18 protein-coding genes are annotated in these 19555 nt (G+C 66.2%); 13 read left to right on the top strand and 5 right to left on the bottom strand.

Features of this window, described 5'->3' with window-relative positions:
- Window positions 1–125 precede the first annotated feature (125 nt).
- Window positions 126–1982 carry an XVIPCD domain-containing protein gene (locus tag H3005_RS09290; RefSeq protein WP_100552581.1) on the bottom strand — a complete coding sequence of 619 codons (1857 nt, stop codon included), beginning with the start codon at window positions 1980–1982 and terminating at the stop codon, window positions 126–128.
- A 120-nt stretch (window positions 1983–2102) separates the two neighbouring features.
- On the opposite strand from H3005_RS09290, the gene H3005_RS09285 reads away from it, so the two are divergent.
- Window positions 2103–4298 (top strand): hypothetical protein, encoded by a 2196-nt coding sequence (locus H3005_RS09285; RefSeq protein WP_223880154.1) that lies wholly within the window; start codon window positions 2103–2105, stop codon window positions 4296–4298.
- 80 nt (window positions 4299–4378) lie between these two features.
- A complete protein-coding gene (locus H3005_RS09280; RefSeq protein WP_100552582.1) occupies window positions 4379–4864 on the top strand; it encodes a TspO/MBR family protein in 486 nt (161 codons plus the stop codon).
- A gap of 11 nt (window positions 4865–4875) precedes the next feature.
- Here H3005_RS09280 and H3005_RS09275 read toward each other — a convergent pair whose 3' ends face one another.
- The 4 genes from H3005_RS09275 to H3005_RS09260 all read right to left on the bottom strand — a co-directional run bounded on the left by H3005_RS09275 (window position 4876) and on the right by H3005_RS09260 (window position 7241).
- Window positions 4876–5172, bottom strand: coding sequence for a hypothetical protein (locus H3005_RS09275; protein ID WP_100552583.1), 297 nt, complete (start codon window positions 5170–5172; stop codon window positions 4876–4878).
- A 71-nt stretch (window positions 5173–5243) separates the two neighbouring features.
- Window positions 5244–5927 carry an NAD(P)H-binding protein gene (locus H3005_RS09270; protein ID WP_100552584.1) on the bottom strand — a complete coding sequence of 228 codons (684 nt, stop codon included), beginning with the start codon at window positions 5925–5927 and terminating at the stop codon, window positions 5244–5246.
- A 19-nt stretch (window positions 5928–5946) separates the two neighbouring features.
- Entirely contained in the window at window positions 5947–6621 is a 675-nt protein-coding gene (locus tag H3005_RS09265) for a ChrR family anti-sigma-E factor (RefSeq protein ID WP_100552585.1), read from the bottom strand.
- Complete coding sequence (locus tag H3005_RS09260) at window positions 6618–7241, bottom strand: sigma-70 family RNA polymerase sigma factor (protein WP_100552586.1); 624 nt, start codon at window positions 7239–7241, stop codon at window positions 6618–6620. The genes H3005_RS09265 and H3005_RS09260 overlap by 4 nt, the downstream gene beginning before the upstream one ends.
- Window positions 7242–7385: 144 nt before the next feature.
- Between H3005_RS09260 and H3005_RS09255 the strand changes: the two genes are divergently transcribed.
- From H3005_RS09255 to H3005_RS09205, 11 genes are all read left to right on the top strand, one after another.
- Window positions 7386–8153, top strand: coding sequence for a hypothetical protein (locus H3005_RS09255; RefSeq protein ID WP_100552587.1), 768 nt, complete (start codon window positions 7386–7388; stop codon window positions 8151–8153).
- An 84-nt stretch (window positions 8154–8237) separates the two neighbouring features.
- Window positions 8238–9194: an acyl-CoA desaturase gene (locus tag H3005_RS09250; RefSeq protein WP_191078012.1), complete on the top strand. Its 957-nt coding sequence runs from the start codon at window positions 8238–8240 to the stop codon at window positions 9192–9194.
- A gap of 1 nt (window position 9195) precedes the next feature.
- The gene (locus tag H3005_RS09245) at window positions 9196–10473 is read left to right on the top strand and encodes an FAD-dependent oxidoreductase (RefSeq protein ID WP_100552589.1); all 1278 of its coding nucleotides are present in this window, start codon (window positions 9196–9198) and stop codon (window positions 10471–10473) included.
- Complete coding sequence (locus H3005_RS09240; protein WP_100552590.1) at window positions 10470–11237, top strand: DUF1365 domain-containing protein; 768 nt, start codon at window positions 10470–10472, stop codon at window positions 11235–11237. Before H3005_RS09245 ends, H3005_RS09240 begins: the two co-directional genes overlap by 4 nt.
- Entirely contained in the window at window positions 11234–12499 is a 1266-nt protein-coding gene (locus H3005_RS09235; protein ID WP_100552591.1) for a cyclopropane-fatty-acyl-phospholipid synthase family protein, read from the top strand. The genes H3005_RS09240 and H3005_RS09235 overlap by 4 nt, the downstream gene beginning before the upstream one ends.
- A 1-nt stretch (window position 12500) precedes the next feature.
- Complete coding sequence (locus H3005_RS09230; RefSeq protein WP_191078011.1) at window positions 12501–13043, top strand: DUF2878 domain-containing protein; 543 nt, start codon at window positions 12501–12503, stop codon at window positions 13041–13043.
- A complete protein-coding gene (locus H3005_RS09225) occupies window positions 13043–13819 on the top strand; it encodes a DUF1295 domain-containing protein (RefSeq protein ID WP_191078010.1) in 777 nt (258 codons plus the stop codon). Before H3005_RS09230 ends, H3005_RS09225 begins: the two co-directional genes overlap by 1 nt.
- A gap of 5 nt (window positions 13820–13824) precedes the next feature.
- Complete coding sequence (locus H3005_RS09220; RefSeq protein WP_100552593.1) at window positions 13825–14901, top strand: class I SAM-dependent methyltransferase; 1077 nt, start codon at window positions 13825–13827, stop codon at window positions 14899–14901.
- Window positions 14902–14915: 14 nt separating this feature from the next.
- On the top strand, window positions 14916–15449 hold the full coding sequence (locus H3005_RS09215; protein WP_108265214.1) for a lipocalin family protein: 534 nt from the start codon (window positions 14916–14918) through the stop codon (window positions 15447–15449).
- A gap of 203 nt (window positions 15450–15652) precedes the next feature.
- Entirely contained in the window at window positions 15653–18091 is a 2439-nt protein-coding gene (locus tag H3005_RS09210; protein WP_191078009.1) for an aminotransferase class V-fold PLP-dependent enzyme, read from the top strand.
- Window positions 18092–18395: 304 nt separating this feature from the next.
- On the top strand, window positions 18396–19544 hold the full coding sequence (locus tag H3005_RS09205; protein WP_089235748.1) for an SPFH domain-containing protein: 1149 nt from the start codon (window positions 18396–18398) through the stop codon (window positions 19542–19544).
- Window positions 19545–19555: the final 11 nt, after the last annotated feature.

Below are 19555 nucleotides of genomic sequence, written 5' to 3'. Positions count from 1 at the left end.
CCTAGCCTGAGCCGTACCGCCTGCGGGGTCAATCCCCTGGTCGACGTCCGCGCAGCGGCGTGTACCCGAGGCAGATTCCGCTGCGGATTGGCGCAGGGATGTTCACCCCTGCGCCAACGCTCAACTCAGTGCGCCATGACTCGGGCCGACTGCTCACGCGCAGACTGCTCCTGTTCCCGCTCCTGCTGCGGGCTTGGCTGCTGGGCCGCTGCCGACTGCGTCTGCTCCTGCAGTTCACGCACATGCTCGCTGACCGGCGTCGCCACCGCCTGCGCGGTCTCGGTGCGGGCGATCTGTCGATCCGCGGCGTGCGGCTGGCCCTGCACCGCAAATGCATACCTGCCGTCGTCACTGAGCACGGCCTCGTCGATCCGCTGCATGCCCTTGTCCTTGGCCGCTACCAGCAGTGCCATGCCAAGGCGTTCGCTCATTTCATCCGGCTGTCGCCCCATCGCCTGGTCGAGGCTGCTGACCGCGCCTTGGCTCTGCAGCCACATGCCATGGTCCGGGCTGGAAGTGTGCCGGGGGTCCTGCCGGGGCAGCAGCGGTGACGGCGGCGCAAGTGACTGCAGGTGCTCGCCCTGAACGCCAGCGTCGATCTTCTGAAGATCCTTGCCGCCAGCCGCGGCGATGTGGAACATGCGCTCGGCCATGCCGTAGGTGGATTGCCCCTGGTTGCGCGCCAGCCCCAGGGCGAAGGCGTCCACGTCCTGCTGCGGCTTGCCGCTGCCGTCCTCTGCAAGCACCTGCCACGATGGCCCCAGCATCGGGTTGTCCTTGACCATCGACTGGGTGCGCTCCATCAGCGTGCGCATCTGGGCCTCGCTGAAACTCAGTGTGTTCAGCTCACCGGCCTTCATCGGCCCGCGATCACCGGCAGGGTCGCCGGACAGCGCCGCGTTGACCATGCCGGCAATCTGTTCGCCCTGCGCATTCCCGCGCAGGTCGAAGGTGAATTCGTAGCGGCGCTGCGCCGTATCCTCCTGGCCATCGGCGCCGTAAGTGCTGATCCGGGATGCAGGCAGGTTGCCGTTGTACTGCACGCTGCGCAGCTCGGTGCGGCTGCCGTCTTCGCGACTGACCTGCACCACATCACCGCTGTTGCGTGCACCGGCCAGGTCGACACCAAACGTGTCGCCGTAGCCGACCTTCAGCCGCGTCTGCGAACTCATCCCCAGGCGCTCGACCGTGGCCAGATCCTGCACGCCCGCGGTCTGGCTGTTCATCGTGCCGTTGTCGATGAACTGTTCATAGGCCTGGCGGCCCTCGGCGTGATCGAGGTTGAAGGTGGCGGTGCGGACGGCGGAGTGACCGAGCGCGTCCTGGCGACCAGCAATCGCGCTGAACCTGCCTGCGTTGAAGCCGATGCCATTGAAGGCCTCGACCGCCTCGTTCGGCCCGGTGGTAACGCGCACCCGGCCATCATCCAGGCGATCCACGCGGTAGCTGGCACCGCTCGCCTCGGTCGTCTGGCTCTGCATGGCGATGTTGCGGAAACTGCTTTCCAGCGCGGTGCCGGTGAACTGTTGACCATCCAGGGTGATGCTGCCGCCCTTGGGAATGGTCTGCGGATCAAACGGGTTGATGCGTGTGGGATCGACGTCCAGGGCGTCACTGGGCAGGGTGACCCTGTAGCGCCCGCGTACACCCGTGCTGCTGGTGTCCTGGAAACCGGCACCCTTCACGCTTGCACCGACCACCGACTCCATCGTCAGCAGGTAATCCCTGCCGCCATCGGGCGTCGGGCTGCCGGCCATGTTCAGCGACGTGCCCTGGAACTGCGATGCAAGACTGGACGCTGCACGCTTCTGCTCGGCACCCACTTTCAACGCACCGTCACCCTCGTTCAACGTGACCGAGTAACCGCCGGCGGCAGCGCGGACCTCGCTGTTGGCCGAGGTGTAAGTCGGATCGAACGACGCCGTGGCGGCATCGCGCGGCGCATCCGGGGTTGCGCCTTCCTTGCTGGTCTGGGCATTCATGCCGTGACCTCCTTGAACAGAGACGCGCTGATTATAGGGCGCAGGGCGCGCGGCACGTTCACATCGCGCCGCAGCAGCATCCACGATAGTGATGGCCATCCCATTCCCTGCCGAGGGTCCATGCCCCGCTCCCTCGCCCGCCCGCAGCGATGGCTCCACCATGCCCGCAAGATCCTGCCTTATCTGCTGGGCCTGTATCTGCTGTACCTGCTCGCGGGCAATGTCTTTCTCAACACGCCGCTGTTCGATCAGGTCACCAATCGCAAGCCGCACAAGTTCGTGATGACAACCGGGCCCGCGATCACGCTGCTGCCGGGCCATGTGATCGCCTGGAACGTGCAGATGCGCGGCCACGTCAATCACACGGTGTATGTGCTGCGCGCAGACCGGGCCAGTGCACGTCTGGCGTTGTTGCCACTGTTCGAGCGCGAGGTGCGCGTGCCGTCGCTGCACGCAACCGGTGTAGCCGCCGAGATCGCGCGGGTGGATGAGGCGATCCCCTCACCTCCGCGCGGCGATCGCGGCTGGACGTTGCGATTCGATGCCATTCACAGTGAGAGCATCCGCAGCTTCCGCGCCGGCAAATTGTTGATCGTCGGCGAAGGCAGCGGCACGGTCGGCTTCGTCAAGCAGCTGCGTGGCGGGCCATCGGAGCTGCTGGACTCGGAGGTGGCGTTCGCTGATGCCGATGTCAGCCTTGACGGCACCCAGCTGCTCGGCGACATGCAGCTGAAGACGCAGTTCTCCTACCCACGGCATTACCGCGACCAGGCACCCGGGCTGGCAAAGCTGGGCCTGCTGCATGCAGTGTTGGAGGTACAGGCGCGCAGCCAGGGGTTGCGGCTGGATACGGACACGCAACGGCCCTCCGTTGCCAGCGCCGCCGTGCCGGGGCAGCTGCAGGCCTCGATCACCCTGGACCAGGGCGCACTACAGCCGGGCAGCCATGCCGTCTGGCGGGTTCCATTGCAGGTGGGGGCCGGCGCACCGGATCGAGGAACGCTGGCGATACAGCTGGACGCCACTCGCGATATCCGTCTGCAGGCGCGGTTGCCGCAGCGCGATGGCACCGGTGCTGCACTGGATGCGGATCTGATAATTGCCGGGCGACAGATTCCATTTGACGATCCCAGCGAGATGCTGGGGCGCACCTCTGGCACGGTCAAGGGCGAATGGACCTTTACCTCGCTCAACTGGATTCCCGCACTGTTCGTGCAGAAGCCCTGGTTCCAGCTGCAGGGCGGTGGCGTGCTGCGGGCGGACCTGCGCCTGCAGAACGGCGAACTGGCCGCCGGCAGCAGCGTCGATATTCCCGCGGCGCGGGCGGTGGCCGAGGTCGCCGGCGTGCACATGCAGGGAACGGCCAGCGCGCATGGGCAACTGCAGGCCGGGACGCCGACGCGCGCCGTGCTGGCAGTGAAGCTTCCCACGTTCAATGCCCGTGCGGGCAACGCCAAAGGTGCCACGCTGTTCGATGGGCGCGACCTGGCGCTGACACTGACCGGTGACGGGCGCCTGCGCGAGCTGCGCAAGGGTGTGCGTGCGCAGCTGCGCTTCGATGACGCGACCATTCCAGACCTCACCGCCTACAACCGCTACCTGGGAAGCGGCCAGGTACGGCTGCTGGGGGGCGCCGGCCAGGTGAGCGGCGATGCTCAGCTTGATACCCAAGGCCGGGTCGGCAACGGCAGTGTCCGCCTGCGCAGTCAACGCGCACGCCTGCAGGTGGCGGGGCTGGACCTGCAGGGCGACGCCCGGGTGGATGGCAGGCTGAAGCGTGGCGATTTCAGCCAGCGCCGGTTCGATCTGGGCGGAAGCGTGATCGAACTGCGCAACGTACAGGTCGGTGACCAGCAGCGACCACAACCGTGGTGGGGCCGTGTCACCATCGCCCGCGGCGACATCGATGCGCAGTCCCCCTTCCAGGTGGACGCACGTGCGGACCTTGCCATGCGCGACGCCGGCCCGTTGCTGGCGCTGTTCGCCGAGCGCAGCGATTACCCGCGCTGGGCATTGTCCCTGCTCGATTCCGGCCAGGTGGACGCGCATACCCGACTGCGCTGGCGGGCCGGGCATCTGGTGCTGGATGGGCTGCAAGCGGAAAACGAGCGTCTTTCGCTGCGTGCGCGGCTGGATCTGCTGGACCAGCGCAAGCGCGGCGACCTCTACCTGCGCTGGGGCCTGCTGGGCGCCGGCATCGAACTGGATGGCCAGCGCCGGCAATGGCATCTGGCCGGCGCGCGGGAGTGGTTCGACGGTCGGCCTGCGTTGTTGCCAGCCCCTGCGCAGTCTGGCACCGGTGGCACAGCCGACTGACCGGGCGCCTGCATCCAGTCGCGACGCAACTGCGTACAACGCGCTGTCACAACCGGTGGCAGTGCAGGAGGAGATACACCATGAATGTCCGCAGGCAGGTTGTTGGTCTTCTGGGCTGGGCCGTGGTTACTTTTCTGGCTGCCGCGCTGGGTGCTCGCGCCTCTATTTCTGCGGCGGACTTCTACGCAGGCCTCACGTTGCCTGCATGGGCGCCGCCTGCCAGCGTGTTCGGTCCGGTGTGGACGGTGCTGTACGCGCTGATGGCGCTGGCCGCGTGGCTGGTCTGGCGCCAGGGCGGATGGCGCGCGGCCACGCCTGCGCTGGTGCTCTACCTGCTGCAGCTGGCCCTCAACGTGTTGTGGAGCTGGTTGTTCTTCGGCTGGAAGCAGGGAGCGCTGGCGTTTGCGGACATTCTGCTGTTGCTGGTGCTGATCGTGGCCACGGTGGTCGCCTTCCATCGCGTGCGTCCGGCAGCGGCGTGGCTGCTGCTGCCTTACCTGGCATGGGTGGCGTTCGCCAGCGCGCTCAACTTCGCCGTGTGGCAGACCAATCCGGGCGTGCTTTAGCCGGGCAATGCTTACAGAGCGTGTGGCGCCTGCCGCCACTGGCGCAGCACGCTGCCCCTGAAAGCCTGCTCGCCGCAGCCGGTCGGACAACGCAGTACGCGTGCGGCAGAGGTGCTGACCAGTCCATCGCCTTCCTGCGCCTTGAACACCAGTTCGCAGGACAGGCAGCGCGCCACCAGCGAGTAGAGATGGACGATGCGGCCGCTGCCGGGATCCTGCAGCGCGTTGACATCCAGCAGGTCGAAACGGCCGTTGTCAGGCACTGGACGCGAGGGGCGAAGCGGAGAGGACGATGGCTGCAGGTTCACGTCGATGCGTCACAGAAGGAGGAGCCTCGACTGTAGTTGCCGCGATGTGCAGCAGATGTGCACCACGGTCCTCAGCCTGCGGAAGCAGAACCCAGTCGATTGATCTGCGCACATTCCAGCACTGCTGGCGGGTCCGGCATCGTCGCCAGCACGATCATCGCGCGGCCAATGGCCTCGTTGCTGGTCACCAGCGAAGGCAGGACGCGGCCCGCCGCCGCCATCAAGGGGCCGCCGAAGCGGTACAGCGGCTTCAATGCCGCATGACGGGTGCCGGTTCCCGCCACCGGGCGTACCCCGGCTGGACGCAGCATGACGGTGCGCACCGCGAGCTGCGCCAGCGCGGCCTCGGTCTCGCCCTTGATGCGCAGCGGCATGATCCGGCTGTGTGGATTGGCGTGGGCGCCAGAGACATACAGGAACCGGCCGTCCGGATTCGCTTCCGCCCACGCTGCAGCCACAGCCAGAGTGGCATCGAGCGTCACCTTCCGATACTCATCCTCAGCGGTGCCGACCGGTGGCGCGCCGGCGCAGTAGAAACAGGCATCGAATCCGGCCAACTGCGGGCTCACGTTGCGGGCCTGCTGGAAATCCGCGAGCACGATCTGCTCGATTCGAGCGTCCAGCCCGGCCTTGCTGCGGACCAAGGCTGCGGTCCGCGCAACCTGCGGCGAAGCGAGGCAGGCACGGGCAACGCCCTGCCCGACCAGTCCGGTTGCACCGGTCAGCAGAATCCGCAGCGGGCGTGTTTCGTGCATGCGTTGACCTTGAAGAAGACTAGAGTTTGACGAAGCGCTGGATTTTTCGGGCCAGCCAACCGCTGAACACCAGCGGCGCGTCCAGCGCGGAAACGCAGATACACGGTACACCAGGCGCCGTTACCGGCTGGTGCTCGACGTCCTCGTCCAGGTCTGCAACATCGCCGGGCGCGAACAGCCCCAGCGCATCATTGTAGGAGCCTCGCAGGATCTGGGTCAGTTCGCTGCGGCCGTGGCTATGCATCGGCAGGCATTTGCCCGGCGCGATCTTCAACATGATCAGCGAAGGCATCTGCTCGGCGCGGATGCAATGCACACCGGGGGCCATCCAGCGCCAGTGCAGCCGACCCAGCGAATCGCCAAAGTAAGGATGCAGCGACTTCGGCAGATGGTCCGGATCGGCCTCGGGCCGTTCCGGCGGCATCGACCGCAGCGGGCTCGATACGATGCCGGCGTGGTCCTCACCGAGCTGCGCAAGCATTGCGTCGCGCAGCCCTGCCCGCCGCGCCTCAGCTGCCGGCGGCTGGGTCTGCTCCAGCAGTGCGGCACCGATGGCCTCCGCTTCGCGCAGGCGCTGGCGGCAGTGCGGGCACTGTTCCAGATGCGTGCCGGCGACGATGCTCAAGGGCGTCGGCAGGGCGCCGGCGGCGTAGCTCATCAACGTCGACTCATGCAGGTGATGGTGCGGATTCATGATGCACCCCCGACCTTCGACTGCAACTGCAGGAACGCTCGTCGCAGGTGCGACTTGACCGTACCCAGCGGCATGCCCAGCGCCTGTGCGATCTCGCTGTGGCTCTTGGCCTCGAAATAGGACATCCGCACCAGGCGCGCCTGTGTGGCCGGCAACTCGTTGATACGCTGGCGCAGACGGGCATGATCGGCAAACTGTTCGGCGCTGCTGCGTTCGCTGACATCTCCAGCGGCAGCATCCTCCACCGCCTCCTGCACCTGCATCCAGCTGCGCTCACGGCGCACGCGGTCGATGTGCAGGTTGCGGCCGATGCGGTACAGCCAGGTGCTCAGCGCGCCCTGCGCAGGATCGAATTCGGACGCGCGCAGCCACAGGCGCAGCAGGCACTCCTGGGCCAGTTCTTCGGCCACCGCCGCAGGTGCGCCAAGGCCGCGCAGGTAGATGCACAGGCGCGGCATGAAATGGTCGTAGATGCGCATGAAACAGTCACGGTCGCGCAGCCGGGCGACGCCGTCCATCTCGCCATTCCAGTTCGTCGGCTCGTTGCTGGGCTGCTGTGAACTGGACACGATCCGCGCGGTGTCAAAGGAAAGAGAGGGGCTGGCGGGAGGACGGTACATCGGCGGGGGCAGCCGTTGAGTGAAGAGGAGTCCTTGTCTCTACGCACAGCAGCACCGGTTGGATGCACCCCGGATGGGCGCCAGCGTGCATCCAGCCGGTGCCACCGCCCGTACAGCCGGGCAAGCCTCCCATGGATCGCCCCGATGCGTGTTGCCTGGTTGTTGATGGTTGCCCCCTGCGCCGCCGGTGCGGCGCCGCTATTGCGTTCGGAGGGCGTTGCCACCCTACCCGATGGAACCGCCGCCTACCGCGAAGTGCATTGGCAGCGCGGCGCCGGCGATGGCAGCGAGCGCTGGGTGGAGTACCTCTGCCCTGCAGGGCAGCCCTTCGCCCGCAAACAGATGCCCGCCGCCGCGCGGCTGCAGGCGCGGGGCTATGTGCTGCAGGACGCCCGCAGCGGCCAGGCGGCCCGCGTGGTGGTCGGCCGCGACGGGGTGCAGGTCGACTGGAAGGAAGACAGGTCTTCGCCATCACGAACGAAGCAGCTGCCTCTACCGGCGGATGCCGTGATCGACGTCGGCTTCGATGCCGCCGTACGGGCCCACTGGCAGACGCTGTTGGGTGGTACGCCGGTCAGCCTGCCCTTTCTGGTCCCCGGGCGGCAGCGCTTCTATCCCGTGCAGGTGCAGTACCGCGGCCTGGTGCGCTGGCAAGGGCTTGCCGCCCATGCGGTGGAGGTCCGCCTTGATACCTGGTTCGGGGCGGTGGCGCCGCGTCTTTCGCTGGTCTACGCCGATGCCGATCGCCGTCTGCTGGAGTTCCGCGGCACCAGCAATCTGCGCGATGCGCGTGGCGATTATCCGCAGGTGACCGTGCGCTTCTCGGCACCCGCAACGGAACGACCGGAGCAACGCTGGCGCGATGAACTGCAGCGACCGCTGGTATCGAGCTGCGTTGTGACAACCAAGTGAAAACACAGACGGATGCGATCCACTGCATCCAACCTGCACTACTACACGTAGAGGTAGGCAATCGACTCCCTCGGGCTTCCGTCCATGGCATCCGCAGCGCCTCCACTCCGCAGACGTTCGCGCCTGTTGCGTACCTTCCAGCGCTGGTTCGATACCGATGCCGGAAGCGAAGCGGCGGCCGACCGTGGCCAGGGTGACCGCATCGACTGGCTGCGCGCCCTGCCCTTCGCGCTGCTGCATGTGGCCTGCCTCGGGGTGATCTGGGTAGGCGTGTCCTGGACGGCCGTCGCGGTCGCGGTGTTCCTGTACGCGATCAGGATGTTCGCCATCACCGCGTTCTATCACCGCTACTTCTCTCACCGTACCTTCGAGGCATCGCGCACCGTGCAGTTCGTGTTCGCGGTCATCGGTGCCGCCAGCGTGCAGCGTGGCCCCCTCTGGTGGGCAGCCCACCACCGCCATCACCACCGCCACGCGGATCAACCGCAGGACCCGCACTCCCCTCGCCAGGGCGGATTCTGGCGCAGCCACATGGGATGGTTCCTCACCCGCGGCGCCTTTGCCACCGATCTGCAGCGCATTCCCGATCTGGCCAAATACCCTGAGCTGCGCTGGCTGGACCGGTTCGACACCGTGGTTCCGGTGTTGCTGGCCGCTGCCTTGTACGGCCTCGGTGCGGTACTGGAGCGCGTGGCCCCGGCCTTGCATACCTCCGGCCCACAGCTGCTGGTCTGGGGCTTCTTCATCTCCACCGTCGTGCTGTTCCATGCCACGGTCACCATCAATTCGTTGGCGCACCGCTTCGGCCGGCGCCGCTTCGAGACCCGCGATGACAGCCGCAACAACCTGTGGCTGGCCCTGCTGACCTTCGGCGAGGGCTGGCACAACAACCATCACTTCTTCCCCGGCACCGCGCGCCAGGGCTTCCGCTGGTGGGAGATCGACATCAGCTGGTATGGCCTGCGGGTGATGGCCGCGCTGGGCCTGGTGAAGGGCCTCAAGCCGATCCCGGCCTGGGTATTGGCCAAGGCGAGGCACTGACATGCGCATCGCGATCATCGGTTCCGGCATCGCCGGTCTGGCCAGCGCGTGGTGGCTGGACGGCGAGCATGACGTCACCCTGTTCGAGGCCAACGACTACCTGGGCGGCCATACCCACACCCATGAGGTGACGGTGGACGGACGCAGGATGGAGGTCGATACCGGGTTCATCGTCTTCAATCCGCACCACTACCCGCTGCTGTCGGCACTGTTCGATGAACTTGGCGTGGCCTCACAGCCCACCACGATGAGTTTCTCGATGCACAGCGAGCGCAGCGGCGTGGAATACAACGCCACGTCGCTGGATGGACTTTTCTGCCAGCGCCGCAATCTGCTCTCACCGCGCTTCTGGGGGATGCTGGCCGACCTGCGGCGTTTCTATCGTGACGCACCCCTGCTGCTCGGCGAGGAGAAGGGGCCTACGCTGGGCCAATACCTGCACAGCCAGCGCTATGGCGAGGCGTTCGTGCAGGAGCATCTGCTGCCGATGGCCTCTGCGCTGTGGTCGTCACCGACGGCGCAGGTGCTGGACTTCCCGGCGCGCTACCTGGCGCAGTTCATGGCCAACCACCAGATGTTGCAGATGACCGGGCGCGCGTCCTGGCGCGTGGTCAAGGGCGGTTCGGCCCGCTATGTGGATGCCCTGCGTGCACGCTGGCGGGTACACGAGCGGCTGGAATGCCCGGTGCACGCGGTCGAGCGCATGCCCTGGGGTGCGCGTGTGCACACGGCGAACGGTATCGAAGGCTTCGATGAGGTTATTCTGGCCTGCCACAGCGACCAGGCCCTGGCGCTGCTGGCCGACGCCGACCCGGTTGAGCAGGCGGTGCTCGGTGCGATCCGCTACCAGCCCAATGAGGCGGTGCTGCACACCGATGCCTCGCTGCTGCCCGCCAACCGCAAGGCCTGGGCGGCCTGGAACGCGCATGTGCCGCGCGACCCCGCTGCGCCCTGCACGGTCAGCTACTGCATGAACCTGCTGCAGGGGCTGCCCGGCGACACTCCGTTGGTGGTGACCCTCAACCGCAGCGAGGCCATCGATCCGGCCAAGGTACTGCGGCGCCTGCACTACGCACATCCGGTACATGACCACGGCGCAGTACAGGCACAGCAGCGTTGGGCCGAGGTGCAGGGACATCGCCACACATGGTTCGCGGGTGCGTACTGGGGCTGGGGTTTCCACGAGGACGGCATCCGCAGTGCCCGCCGCGTGGTCGACGCGCTGCAGGCACGCTCATTCCGCTGCCACAGCGCGCAGCAAGCGGAGGTGCCCGCGTGAGCGCCAGCGCCATCTACTTCGGCCACGTCGAGCATCGTCGCTACCACCCGCATGCGCACGCGTTCCGCTACCCGATCGCGCAGCTGCTGCTGGACCTCGACGAGCTGGACCAGGTATTCGCCGGGCGCTGGCTGTGGTCGGTCGGGCGCCGCAACCTGGCAGAGTTCCGCCGCAGCGACTACTTCGGTGATCCCGCCCTCTCCCTGGCCGACGCCGTGCGGGATCATGCCGCCGCGGTGCTCGGGCGGCGCCCCGACGGCCCGGTTCGCCTGCTGAGCCACCTGCGTTTCGGCGGCCACGTGTTCAATCCGGTCAGCTTCTACTACTGCTATCAGGCTGACGGGGAAACCCTGGACTGCATCGTCGCCGAGATCACCAATACCCCGTGGAAGGAACGGCACGCCTACGTGCTGCCGGTCGCAACCGCGGTGCAGCAGGGTCGCGCCCTGCGCTGGCAGTTCGACAAGGCCTTCCACGTTTCCCCCTTCATGCCGATGGATTGCGCCTACGACTGGCGCTTTACCGCGCCCGCTGACGACCTGCGTGTGCACATGCAGGTCTGGCGCGACGGCCAACGCCAGTTCGATGCCACCCAGAGCATGCAGCGGCGGCCCATTGATGCCCGCGGACTTGCCCGGGTGCTGGCCGGCTACCCCTTGATGAGCGCGCAGGTGGTCGCCGCCATCCATTGGCAGGCACTGCGCCTCTGGCTCAAGCGCAACCCTGTGCACGACCATCCTTCCCTCGCCGAGAAACCGCGATGAACGAAATGACCCCCTCGGCCACCCTGCCCCAGCCCGGCACCCTGGACTCGTTCCTGCGCCGACGCCTGCTGGCCCAGCTTGCGCCGCTGCACAACGGGCGTCTGTGCGTGCGCGATGCGTTTGGAGAAGTGCAGTTGGGTAACGCAGGAAGCGACCTGCAGGTCACCGTGACCATCGATGACCCGGCGTTCTACCGCAAGGTGGCGGCGAACGGCAGCGTTGGCGCCGGCGAGAGCTACATCAACGGTGATTGGCGCTGCGACGACCTGGTGGCGCTGGTGCAGCTGCTGGTCCGCAACCGCGACCTGCTGGATGGCATGGAACGCGGGCCGGCGCGCATCGGCGGCTGGCTGCTGCGCGGCTGGAACCGGCTGCGGCGCAACAGCCGCGAAGGCAGCCGTCGCAACATCGCCGCCCATTATGACCTGGGCAATGATTTCTTCGCCCTGTTCCTGTCGCCGGACCTGATGTACTCCTCCGCGCTGTTCACCGATGCCGGTGACTCACTGGAAAGCGCGTCGCGACGCAAGCTGGACCGCATCTGCCAGCAGCTGCGACTGCAGCCGGGTGATCGCGTGGTCGAGATCGGCACCGGCTGGGGTGGCTTTGCCGTGCATGCCGCGCAGCACTACGGCTGCCATGTCACTACCACCACCATCTCCGCCGAACAGCATGCCTTGGCCGCACGGCGGGTGGCCGATGTGGGCCTGCAGGATCGGGTGACGTTGCTGATGCAGGACTACCGCGATCTGCAGGGACAGTTCGACAAACTGGTTTCCATCGAGATGATCGAGGCCATCGGTGCCGAGTATCTGGACACCTACATGGCCACCCTGCAGCGGCTGCTCAAGCCTGATGGGGTGGCGCTGCTGCAGGCTATCACCATCGAGGACCAGCGCTACGAACAGGCGCGGCGCAGCGTGGACTACATCAAGCGCTTCGTATTTCCAGGCAGCTTCATTCCCTCGATCAACGCCATCCTGGCCGCCAAGACCCGGGCCAGTGATCTGCAGCTGATCGCCCAGCAGGACTTCGGCCACTCCTATGCATTGACCCTGCGCGCCTGGCGGCAGCGCTTCCTCGCGCAGTTGCCTGCAGTACACGCGCAGGGCTTCGATGAGCGTTTCTGCAGGCTGTGGGAGTTCTACCTGGCCTACTGCGAAGGTGGCTTCCTGGAGCGCTCCATCGGCGTTTCCCATCTGCTGCTGGCACGCCCTGGCTACCGCCCCGAAGCGGATTCCCATGGCGAGCGGACCGGCTGACATGCGCCGCACCTGGGTCAACGTGATCGGCAACCAGATGGTGTGGCTGTGCGCCGTTGCCGGCGCCGACCGTGGCTGGCAATGGCCGGCAATGCTGTCAGCCACTGTGTACATCGGCAGCCAGCTGCTCACCTCAGCGCAGCCCCGCCTGGATCTGCGCTTGTTGCTGCTCGCGCTGGCCTGCGCATTCCTGGTGGATGGCAGCGCGGCCGCCAGTGGTGGCGTGCACTACGCCGCTGCGCCGCTGGGTTGGGTGCCGCCACCGTGGATTCTCGCCCTGTGGGCTGCCTTTGCGATGACGCTGACTGCATCGATGGCGTTCCTGCAGCGACACTGGCTGCTGCCGGTGGCCCTCGGCCTGCTGGCGCCGCTGGCGTATCTATCTGCGGCGCGCGGATTCCAGGCGGTGCATTTCACCCCCCCGGCCTGGCAGGGCGTAGCAACACTGGCGCTGGGCTGGTGCATCGCGCTGTCGCTGCTGTGCGCGGTGGCACGCCGCAGACCGCCCGGCAACCACGCCACCCCATTGATTGGAGCAACCTGATGAGCAGCTTGTGGTGGGTACTGCTGTATGCCGTGCTGATCATGGCCTGGGGCTGGGCGTGGCAGCGCAGGCACCAGAACATCGGCATCGTCGATGTGCTGTGGGCAAAGGGTGTGGCCGCAGGCGCGCTGTTGCTTGCATGGCTGGGCGATGGCGCGCTGCAGCCCCGCATCGCGCTGGCGCTGCTGGGTGGGCTGTGGGGAAGCCGGCTTGCCCTGCATCTGTGGCGGCGTGTGCGCAGCGAAGCAGAGGACGGTCGCTACCGCTATCTGCGTGAGCACTGGCACGGCCACCAGGGAAAGATCTTCGGCTTCTTCATGGCACAGGCCGCGCTGGTGGTGCTGTTTGCGCTGCCGTTCGTGGCCGTGGCCAACAACCCGCGCAGCGACATGCCTGCCTGGATCGCAGCGGCGCTCGTGGTGTGGCTGCTCAGTGTAGGTGGCGAAGCACTCGCCGACCGCCAGCTGGCTCGTTTCCGTGCCGACCCGGCCAACAAGGGCCGCACCTGCCGCGAAGGGCTGTGGCGGTATACGCGCCACCCCAACTACTTCTTCGAGTGGCTGCACTGGTTCACCTATGTAGTGCTGGCAGCGGGGTCGCCGATGTGGTGGCTGGCCTGGACCGGGCCGGTGCTGATGTACGTGTTCCTGCGCTACCTCAGTGGCGTTCCCTTCACCGAGAAACAGGCGCTGCGCAGTCGCGGTGATGACTATCGCGACTACCAGCGCAGCACCCCGATGTTCTTCCCGTGGTTTCCGCGCAGCCCCAAGGAGTGATTCCGATGAACAGCACCCCGTCCCTTGCTCCGGTTGCCGATACCGAGGGCGGACTCACCGGCTGGGCCGAGCGTGGCTGGCTGCCTGATGCGGCGCTGCGCGCGGGCATCCGTCGCCTGTGCGCACAACGCCTGGCCGAAGAGTCGGCCGGCAGCATGGAGGAGCAGTCGCAGCGCTTCAGCCGCCGCATTGCCGAACTGGCCAGCAGCCCGCTCGCCCTGCACGTGGATGCAGCCAACCGCCAGCACTACGAGGTTCCTGCCGCCTTCTTCCAGGGCTGCCTGGGGCATCGCCTGAAGTACAGCAGCTGCTACTACCGTACCGGCAGCGAGACGCTGGACCAGGCCGAGGACGCGATGCTGGAACTGTACGGGCAGCGCGCCGGGCTGGCCGACGGCCAGCACATCCTGGAGCTGGGCTGCGGCTGGGGCTCGCTGACCTTGTGGATGGCCGAGCGCCACCCGAACGCGCGCATCACCGCCGTGTCCAACTCGCATAGCCAGCGCGACCATATCCTGGCGCAGTGCGAGGCGCGTGGGTTCGGCAACGTCGAGGTGCTGACCCGCGACGTCAACCAGCTGGAGCTGCCTGCAGCGGCATTCGACCGCTGCGTATCGGTGGAGATGTTCGAGCATGTGCGCAATTACGACCGCCTGCTGGGTCGCATCGCCCGCTGGTTGAAGCCGGACGGCGCGCTGTTCGTGCACATCTTCGCCCATCGCACCCTGATGTATCCGTTCGAGACCGAGGGCGACGACAACTGGATGGGCCGGCACTTCTTCACCGGCGGCCTGATGCCGGCTGCGGACACGCTGCTGCACTTCCAGCGCGAGCTGGTACTGGACCAGCGCTGGCTGCTGGATGGCACCCACTACCAGCGCACCGCCAACCATTGGCTGGCCAATCAGGATGCCGCCCGCGAGCAGCTGCTGCCGATCCTGGCGCAGACCTATGGCGACGAAGCCGCCGCACGCATCTGGTGGCAGCGCTGGCGCATGTTCTGGATGGCCTGCGCCGAGCTGTTCGGCTACGACGATGGTCAGCAATGGCTGGTCGCCCACTATCTGTTCCGCCCGCGCTGAAGGAGACCGCCACCATGCGCATCGCCCCACTTTTCACGCTGCTGGCCGTGGCCCTGTTCGGCGCAGGCTGCAGCAGCCACGACACCCGCCCCATCCCGCTGCCACCGAAGGTGGACGTGCCCCGCTTCATGGGCGACTGGTATGTCATTGCCCATATTCCTTCGCGGCCCGAACGCGAGGCCTTCGATGCCGTGGAAAGCTATGCGCTGCAGGCTGATGGGCGCATCAAGACCACCTTCACCTATCGCAAGGGCAGCTTCCAGTCGCCACAGAAGTCGATGCACCCGGTAGGTCGGGTGGAGAAACATGGCAATGGTGCGGTCTGGGGCATGCAGTTCATCTGGCCCATCCAGGCCGAGTACCTCATTGCCTGGCTGGATGAGGGCTACACGCAGACCATCGTGGCCCGCAGCAAGCGCGACTACGTGTGGTACATGGCGCGTACGCCGCAGGTGAGCGAAGCGGAGTATCAGCAGGCGGTCGCCCGCATCAAGGCAATGGGGTACGACACCGGAAAGCTGCGCCGGGTGCCGCAATCGGTGCGCTGAGCATCCGCTAGGCGAGGGTCCAGGACAGAATGATGCAAGGGCCAAATGGCGCTGTTGCCTCATGAATGGGGGAATGGATGGCTACCCGTCCCTTCACGGATTATCAATCCTCCTTTATGTGATTAATATCACTTAATGACATTTACTCCCATGCAATAAAAGGCGCCGAAGATTGACCGGCCTCCGGCCACATGGAGCGTGCCATGCAGGATGTCTCGCCGCACCAGTGCAAGGTGGTATCCGATCGAAAATGGTCTCTCAGCACCTTCATGGAGTTCTATGAGCGCGTCCTGAGCCAGCGCATTTTCGGACCCTACGGAAAGCTGCTGGCCGAGGAGATCGCTGGCGACATCCGGGCAGGTTTCAAGGCGTCCGACGTCCTGGAGGTCGCCTGCGGTACCGGGGTCATCACCGCCAACCTTTACCAGCACCTGACCAGGCCCCTCGGCCTACGGTTGGTCGCCACCGATCTGTCGGCAATCGCCGTGGACGTGGCACGCAGCGTGCTGAGCGATGAGGTGCAGCGCAACGTGCCGCTCCTTGCCGATGTGGACATGGCAGAGCTGCCCTTCGCGGACGCCAGCTTCGATGTCATCGTATGCGGATTCGGCCTGATGTTCCCGCCGGACAAGGCGCGCGTCGCCCGCGAGTTCAGGCGGGTGCTCCGCCCTGGTGGACGGGTCTACGCCACGGCATTCCACTACAACCAGCTTTTCGAGCTGACCCGCGAGCAGTCACGGCAGCACTTCGGCATGCCATCCCGGCTGATGGATGCCGCCCTGAGCCTGACCGACCCGTCGCCGATCACGCGCGCGTTCGCGATCGAAGGACTTTCCCCGCGCGAGGGCGACATGGCTGAATTGCGGCCCCTTGCGTTCGCCATGGGGGACGCCGATACGCGCGAATTCCTGTTCAACGCCTGCGTCCTTCTGGAGGAGTTCAACCAGTGCGACACCCCCACCAGGGAGCGCTATCTGGACACGATGCTGGACGCGGTCCATGCAACAGTGCCAGACCGGCGTTACCACGTGGAAGCCTGGTTGCTGCGCGGCTGTGTGGATGCTGCACATACACCTGCGCGGGCCGCCATCCGGGCGCCGGATTTCTCACCACTGCTGGCGTTCCACCTGCCGCTGCAGCAGGATGCGCCCGCGATGCACGGCTTCGAAAGCGCTCGCGCACAGTTCCTCGCCGACCACCCTGGTTACCCCCATGATCAGGTCGAGGCTATGCGCCAGCAGGAATATGCGCGACTGGATGAGCAACAGGTGACCTATCTGGATCACGTGGGCGGAACATTGCCACCCGACAGCCTGCTTGAGCAGGATTACCAGGCACTCAAGCGGACGATTCTCGGCAATCCGCACAGCGGATCGAAAGCATCGCAGGACGCACTTCATAGGGCGCGTGAGGAGATCTACGCCTTCTTCGGAACCACACAGGAAGAGTACGAGATACTGTTCACCGCCAATGCCAGCAGCGCAATCCGGTTGGTGGCGGAGTCATTTCCGTTCCAGGCCGGGTCGCAGGCACTGCTGACCAAGGACAATCACACCTCGGTACACGGCTTGCGCGAGTACGCCACGGCGAAAGGCGCACAGGTGAAGTACATTCCGCTGGATGACGAGCTGCTGCTGCATGAAGGGCTGATGTGGCGCGCCTTGCAGCGGCTGCAGCCCGGCGCGCCACATCTGTTCGCCTTTCCTGCGCAATCCAATGCGACCGGCGCCCGGCACGATCTTGCCTGGATCGAGCGGGCACAGGCGCACGGCGCGATGGTGCTGTGTGACGCTGCGGCCCTGGTGCCGCAAAGCCGGCTTGACTGCTCCCGTCATCCCCCCGATTTCGTGGTGGCGTCGTTCTACAAGATATTCGGCTACCCCACCGGCGCGGGTTGCCTGCTCGCCCGACGGGCCGCACTCGGCCTGCTGAAACCGCCATCGTTTGCCGGTGGTGGCGTGTGCTACTACTCCGGGCCGTGGTCACCCACCGATCGCCTGCTGTACCGCGATGCGGGCCAGCGATTCGAAGTCGGCACGCCGAACTACGCGGCCTTCCCGGCCATCGCCAGAGGCTTTGAATTCGTGGCCGCGCTGGGCGGAGTGGAAGCGGTTGCGTTGCGCTCGCGTGCGTTGACCGAGTGGCTGCAGGCGCAGCTGTCATCGCTTCGCCACCACATCGGTGACGAGCTGCCGCTATGCCGGGTATATGGCCCGCCCGCTGCGCAGCGGGGCGCGACGCTGATGCTGAACTTCTTCGACTGCTATGGCTCCATCCTGCCGCACGCCCGCATCAAGCGGGCCGCAGACCGGTTCGGCATCACCCTGCGCAATGGCTGCTTCTGCAATCTGGGCGCCGTCCAGCAGGCGACCTACGCGACCGCGGGCGCCGAGCATTGTGAACTGGACAAGACCGGGAAGATTCTCGACTGCACGGCATTCGACGAGAAGATCCTGGAGAAGGGTGATTGCGGTGCGGTCAGGATTTCGTTCGGGCTGGGATCGAACTTCGCCGATGCCTATCGCTTCCTGCTGTTCACCACCTGCCTGCTGGATACGGACGCTTCAGGTCTGGAATGTGTGATGGAGGAATCACCGGCACCGGCTCCGGAAACACCGGCTGCCAGCACTGTGCCGGCTTGAGTCGCTGCGGGGCCGTGCTCAGGCCGGATTGTCACCGCCTGGGGATCGCTGGATCCGGACTACACCGAAGCCCGTTTCCGCACACCTGTTCGCGCGCCGCGGGATGGCGATTTTGCCTGCCATTGCGGCGATGGCTACGGAACTGGTGCCGCTGATCGGTCACGGCCTGATCAACTGTGCCCTGGCCTGAGACGCGAGATGAATGGGGATTCGCCCGGCTGCTAGCCGCGCGTAGCCTGCCTCCTCTATAGTCAGCCGAGCACGACAGGCGTGGTGCCTGTCCGGCAACTACAGGGAGTGGGTCATGGGTCTGGTACAAGCGGTGAAGGGTGCAGTCGGCGGCGTGCTGGCTGACCAATGGAAAGACTTCTACACCGTGCCGACCGGCCTGCCGTCCACGGCAGCCCTGTTCGCGGCGGTGCCGCAGGGCACCAACGCCGGGCGCGGCTCGAACACCAGCGGCTCCTCCAACATCATCAGCAACGGCTCCAAGATCGTCGTGCCGGAGGGCTACGGCCTGCTGCTGTTCCAGGATGGCGCGATCACCGCCTTCGTCGCCGAGCCGGGTGGCTACGAGTGGCGCTCGGACGATCTGAACTCACAGTCGATCTTCGCCGGCGACGGCCTGGTCAGCACCTTCATCAAGCAGAGCTGGGAGCGCTTCAAGTTCGGCGGCCAGCCGGGCTCGCAGCAGGCCGCCTTCTTCGTTTCGTTGAAGGAACTGCCGGACAACCGCTTCGGCACCCAGTCGGAAATCTACTGGGACGATGGCTTCCTCAACACTCAGGTCGGCGCGGTCACCCGTGGCTCGTACACGCTGAAGATCGTCGACCCGATCCTGTTCGTGAAGAACTTCGTTCCGGCCAGCTACCTGCAGCCGGGCCAGGTATTCGACTTCACCGATCTGGACAACGCCGCTGCCAGCCAGCTGTTCAATGAAGTGGTGGGTTCGCTGGCGCCGGCATTCAGCCTGTACACCAACGATCCAAGCAAGGGCAACCGCATCACCAAGCTGCAGCAGGATTCGCTGGGCTTTGCCCAGAGCCTGTCGGCCGCCGTCGAGCAGGGCTACCAGTGGAAGTCCGATCGCGGCCTGGCCATCGTCAAGACCGCCATCGTCTCGATCGAGTACGACGCCAACACCCGTGAACTGCTGAAGACCGTGCAGCGTGCCGATGCCTTGTCCGGCTCGCGCGGCAATTCCAACCTGCAGGCCAGCGTTGCCCAGGGCATCCAGTCCGCAGGCGAGAACGGCGGTGCCGCCGGCCTTGTCGGCGTTGGCATGGCATCGGGCATGTTCGGCGCGGGCAACCTGCAGCAGCCGGCAACCCCGGCCGCGCCGGCTGCCGACGACCCGGTGGCCAAGCTGAAGAAGGCCAAGGAAATGCTGGATCTGGGCCTGATCACCCAGACCGACTACGACGCGCTGAAGGCCAAGGCGCTGGGACTGTAAGCAGACGCAGG

It is taken from the genome of Stenotrophomonas sp. Br8 (assembly GCF_014763005.1).
GTDB lineage: Bacteria > Pseudomonadota > Gammaproteobacteria > Xanthomonadales > Xanthomonadaceae > Stenotrophomonas > Stenotrophomonas lactitubi.
This window is presented reverse-complemented; position numbering and strand designations above follow the sequence as displayed.

Coding starts and splice junctions, on each gene's coding strand:
- H3005_RS09290 (WP_100552581.1), bottom strand. CDS start 1,982: ATGAATGCCCAGACCAGCAAGGAAGGCGCAACCCCGGATGCGCCGCGC.
- H3005_RS09285 (WP_223880154.1), top strand. CDS start 2,103: ATGCCCCGCTCCCTCGCCCGCCCGCAGCGATGGCTCCACCATGCCCGC.
- H3005_RS09280 (WP_100552582.1), top strand. CDS start 4,379: ATGAATGTCCGCAGGCAGGTTGTTGGTCTTCTGGGCTGGGCCGTGGTT.
- H3005_RS09270 (WP_100552584.1), bottom strand. CDS start 5,927: ATGCACGAAACACGCCCGCTGCGGATTCTGCTGACCGGTGCAACCGGA.
- H3005_RS09265 (WP_100552585.1), bottom strand. CDS start 6,621: ATGAATCCGCACCATCACCTGCATGAGTCGACGTTGATGAGCTACGCC.
- H3005_RS09260 (WP_100552586.1), bottom strand. CDS start 7,241: ATGTACCGTCCTCCCGCCAGCCCCTCTCTTTCCTTTGACACCGCGCGG.
- H3005_RS09255 (WP_100552587.1), top strand. CDS start 7,386: ATGCGTGTTGCCTGGTTGTTGATGGTTGCCCCCTGCGCCGCCGGTGCG.
- H3005_RS09250 (WP_191078012.1), top strand. CDS start 8,238: ATGGCATCCGCAGCGCCTCCACTCCGCAGACGTTCGCGCCTGTTGCGT.
- H3005_RS09245 (WP_100552589.1), top strand. CDS start 9,196: ATGCGCATCGCGATCATCGGTTCCGGCATCGCCGGTCTGGCCAGCGCG.
- H3005_RS09235 (WP_100552591.1), top strand. CDS start 11,234: ATGAACGAAATGACCCCCTCGGCCACCCTGCCCCAGCCCGGCACCCTG.
- H3005_RS09230 (WP_191078011.1), top strand. CDS start 12,501: ATGCGCCGCACCTGGGTCAACGTGATCGGCAACCAGATGGTGTGGCTG.
- H3005_RS09225 (WP_191078010.1), top strand. CDS start 13,043: ATGAGCAGCTTGTGGTGGGTACTGCTGTATGCCGTGCTGATCATGGCC.
- H3005_RS09220 (WP_100552593.1), top strand. CDS start 13,825: ATGAACAGCACCCCGTCCCTTGCTCCGGTTGCCGATACCGAGGGCGGA.
- H3005_RS09215 (WP_108265214.1), top strand. CDS start 14,916: ATGCGCATCGCCCCACTTTTCACGCTGCTGGCCGTGGCCCTGTTCGGC.
- H3005_RS09210 (WP_191078009.1), top strand. CDS start 15,653: ATGCAGGATGTCTCGCCGCACCAGTGCAAGGTGGTATCCGATCGAAAA.
- H3005_RS09205 (WP_089235748.1), top strand. CDS start 18,396: ATGGGTCTGGTACAAGCGGTGAAGGGTGCAGTCGGCGGCGTGCTGGCT.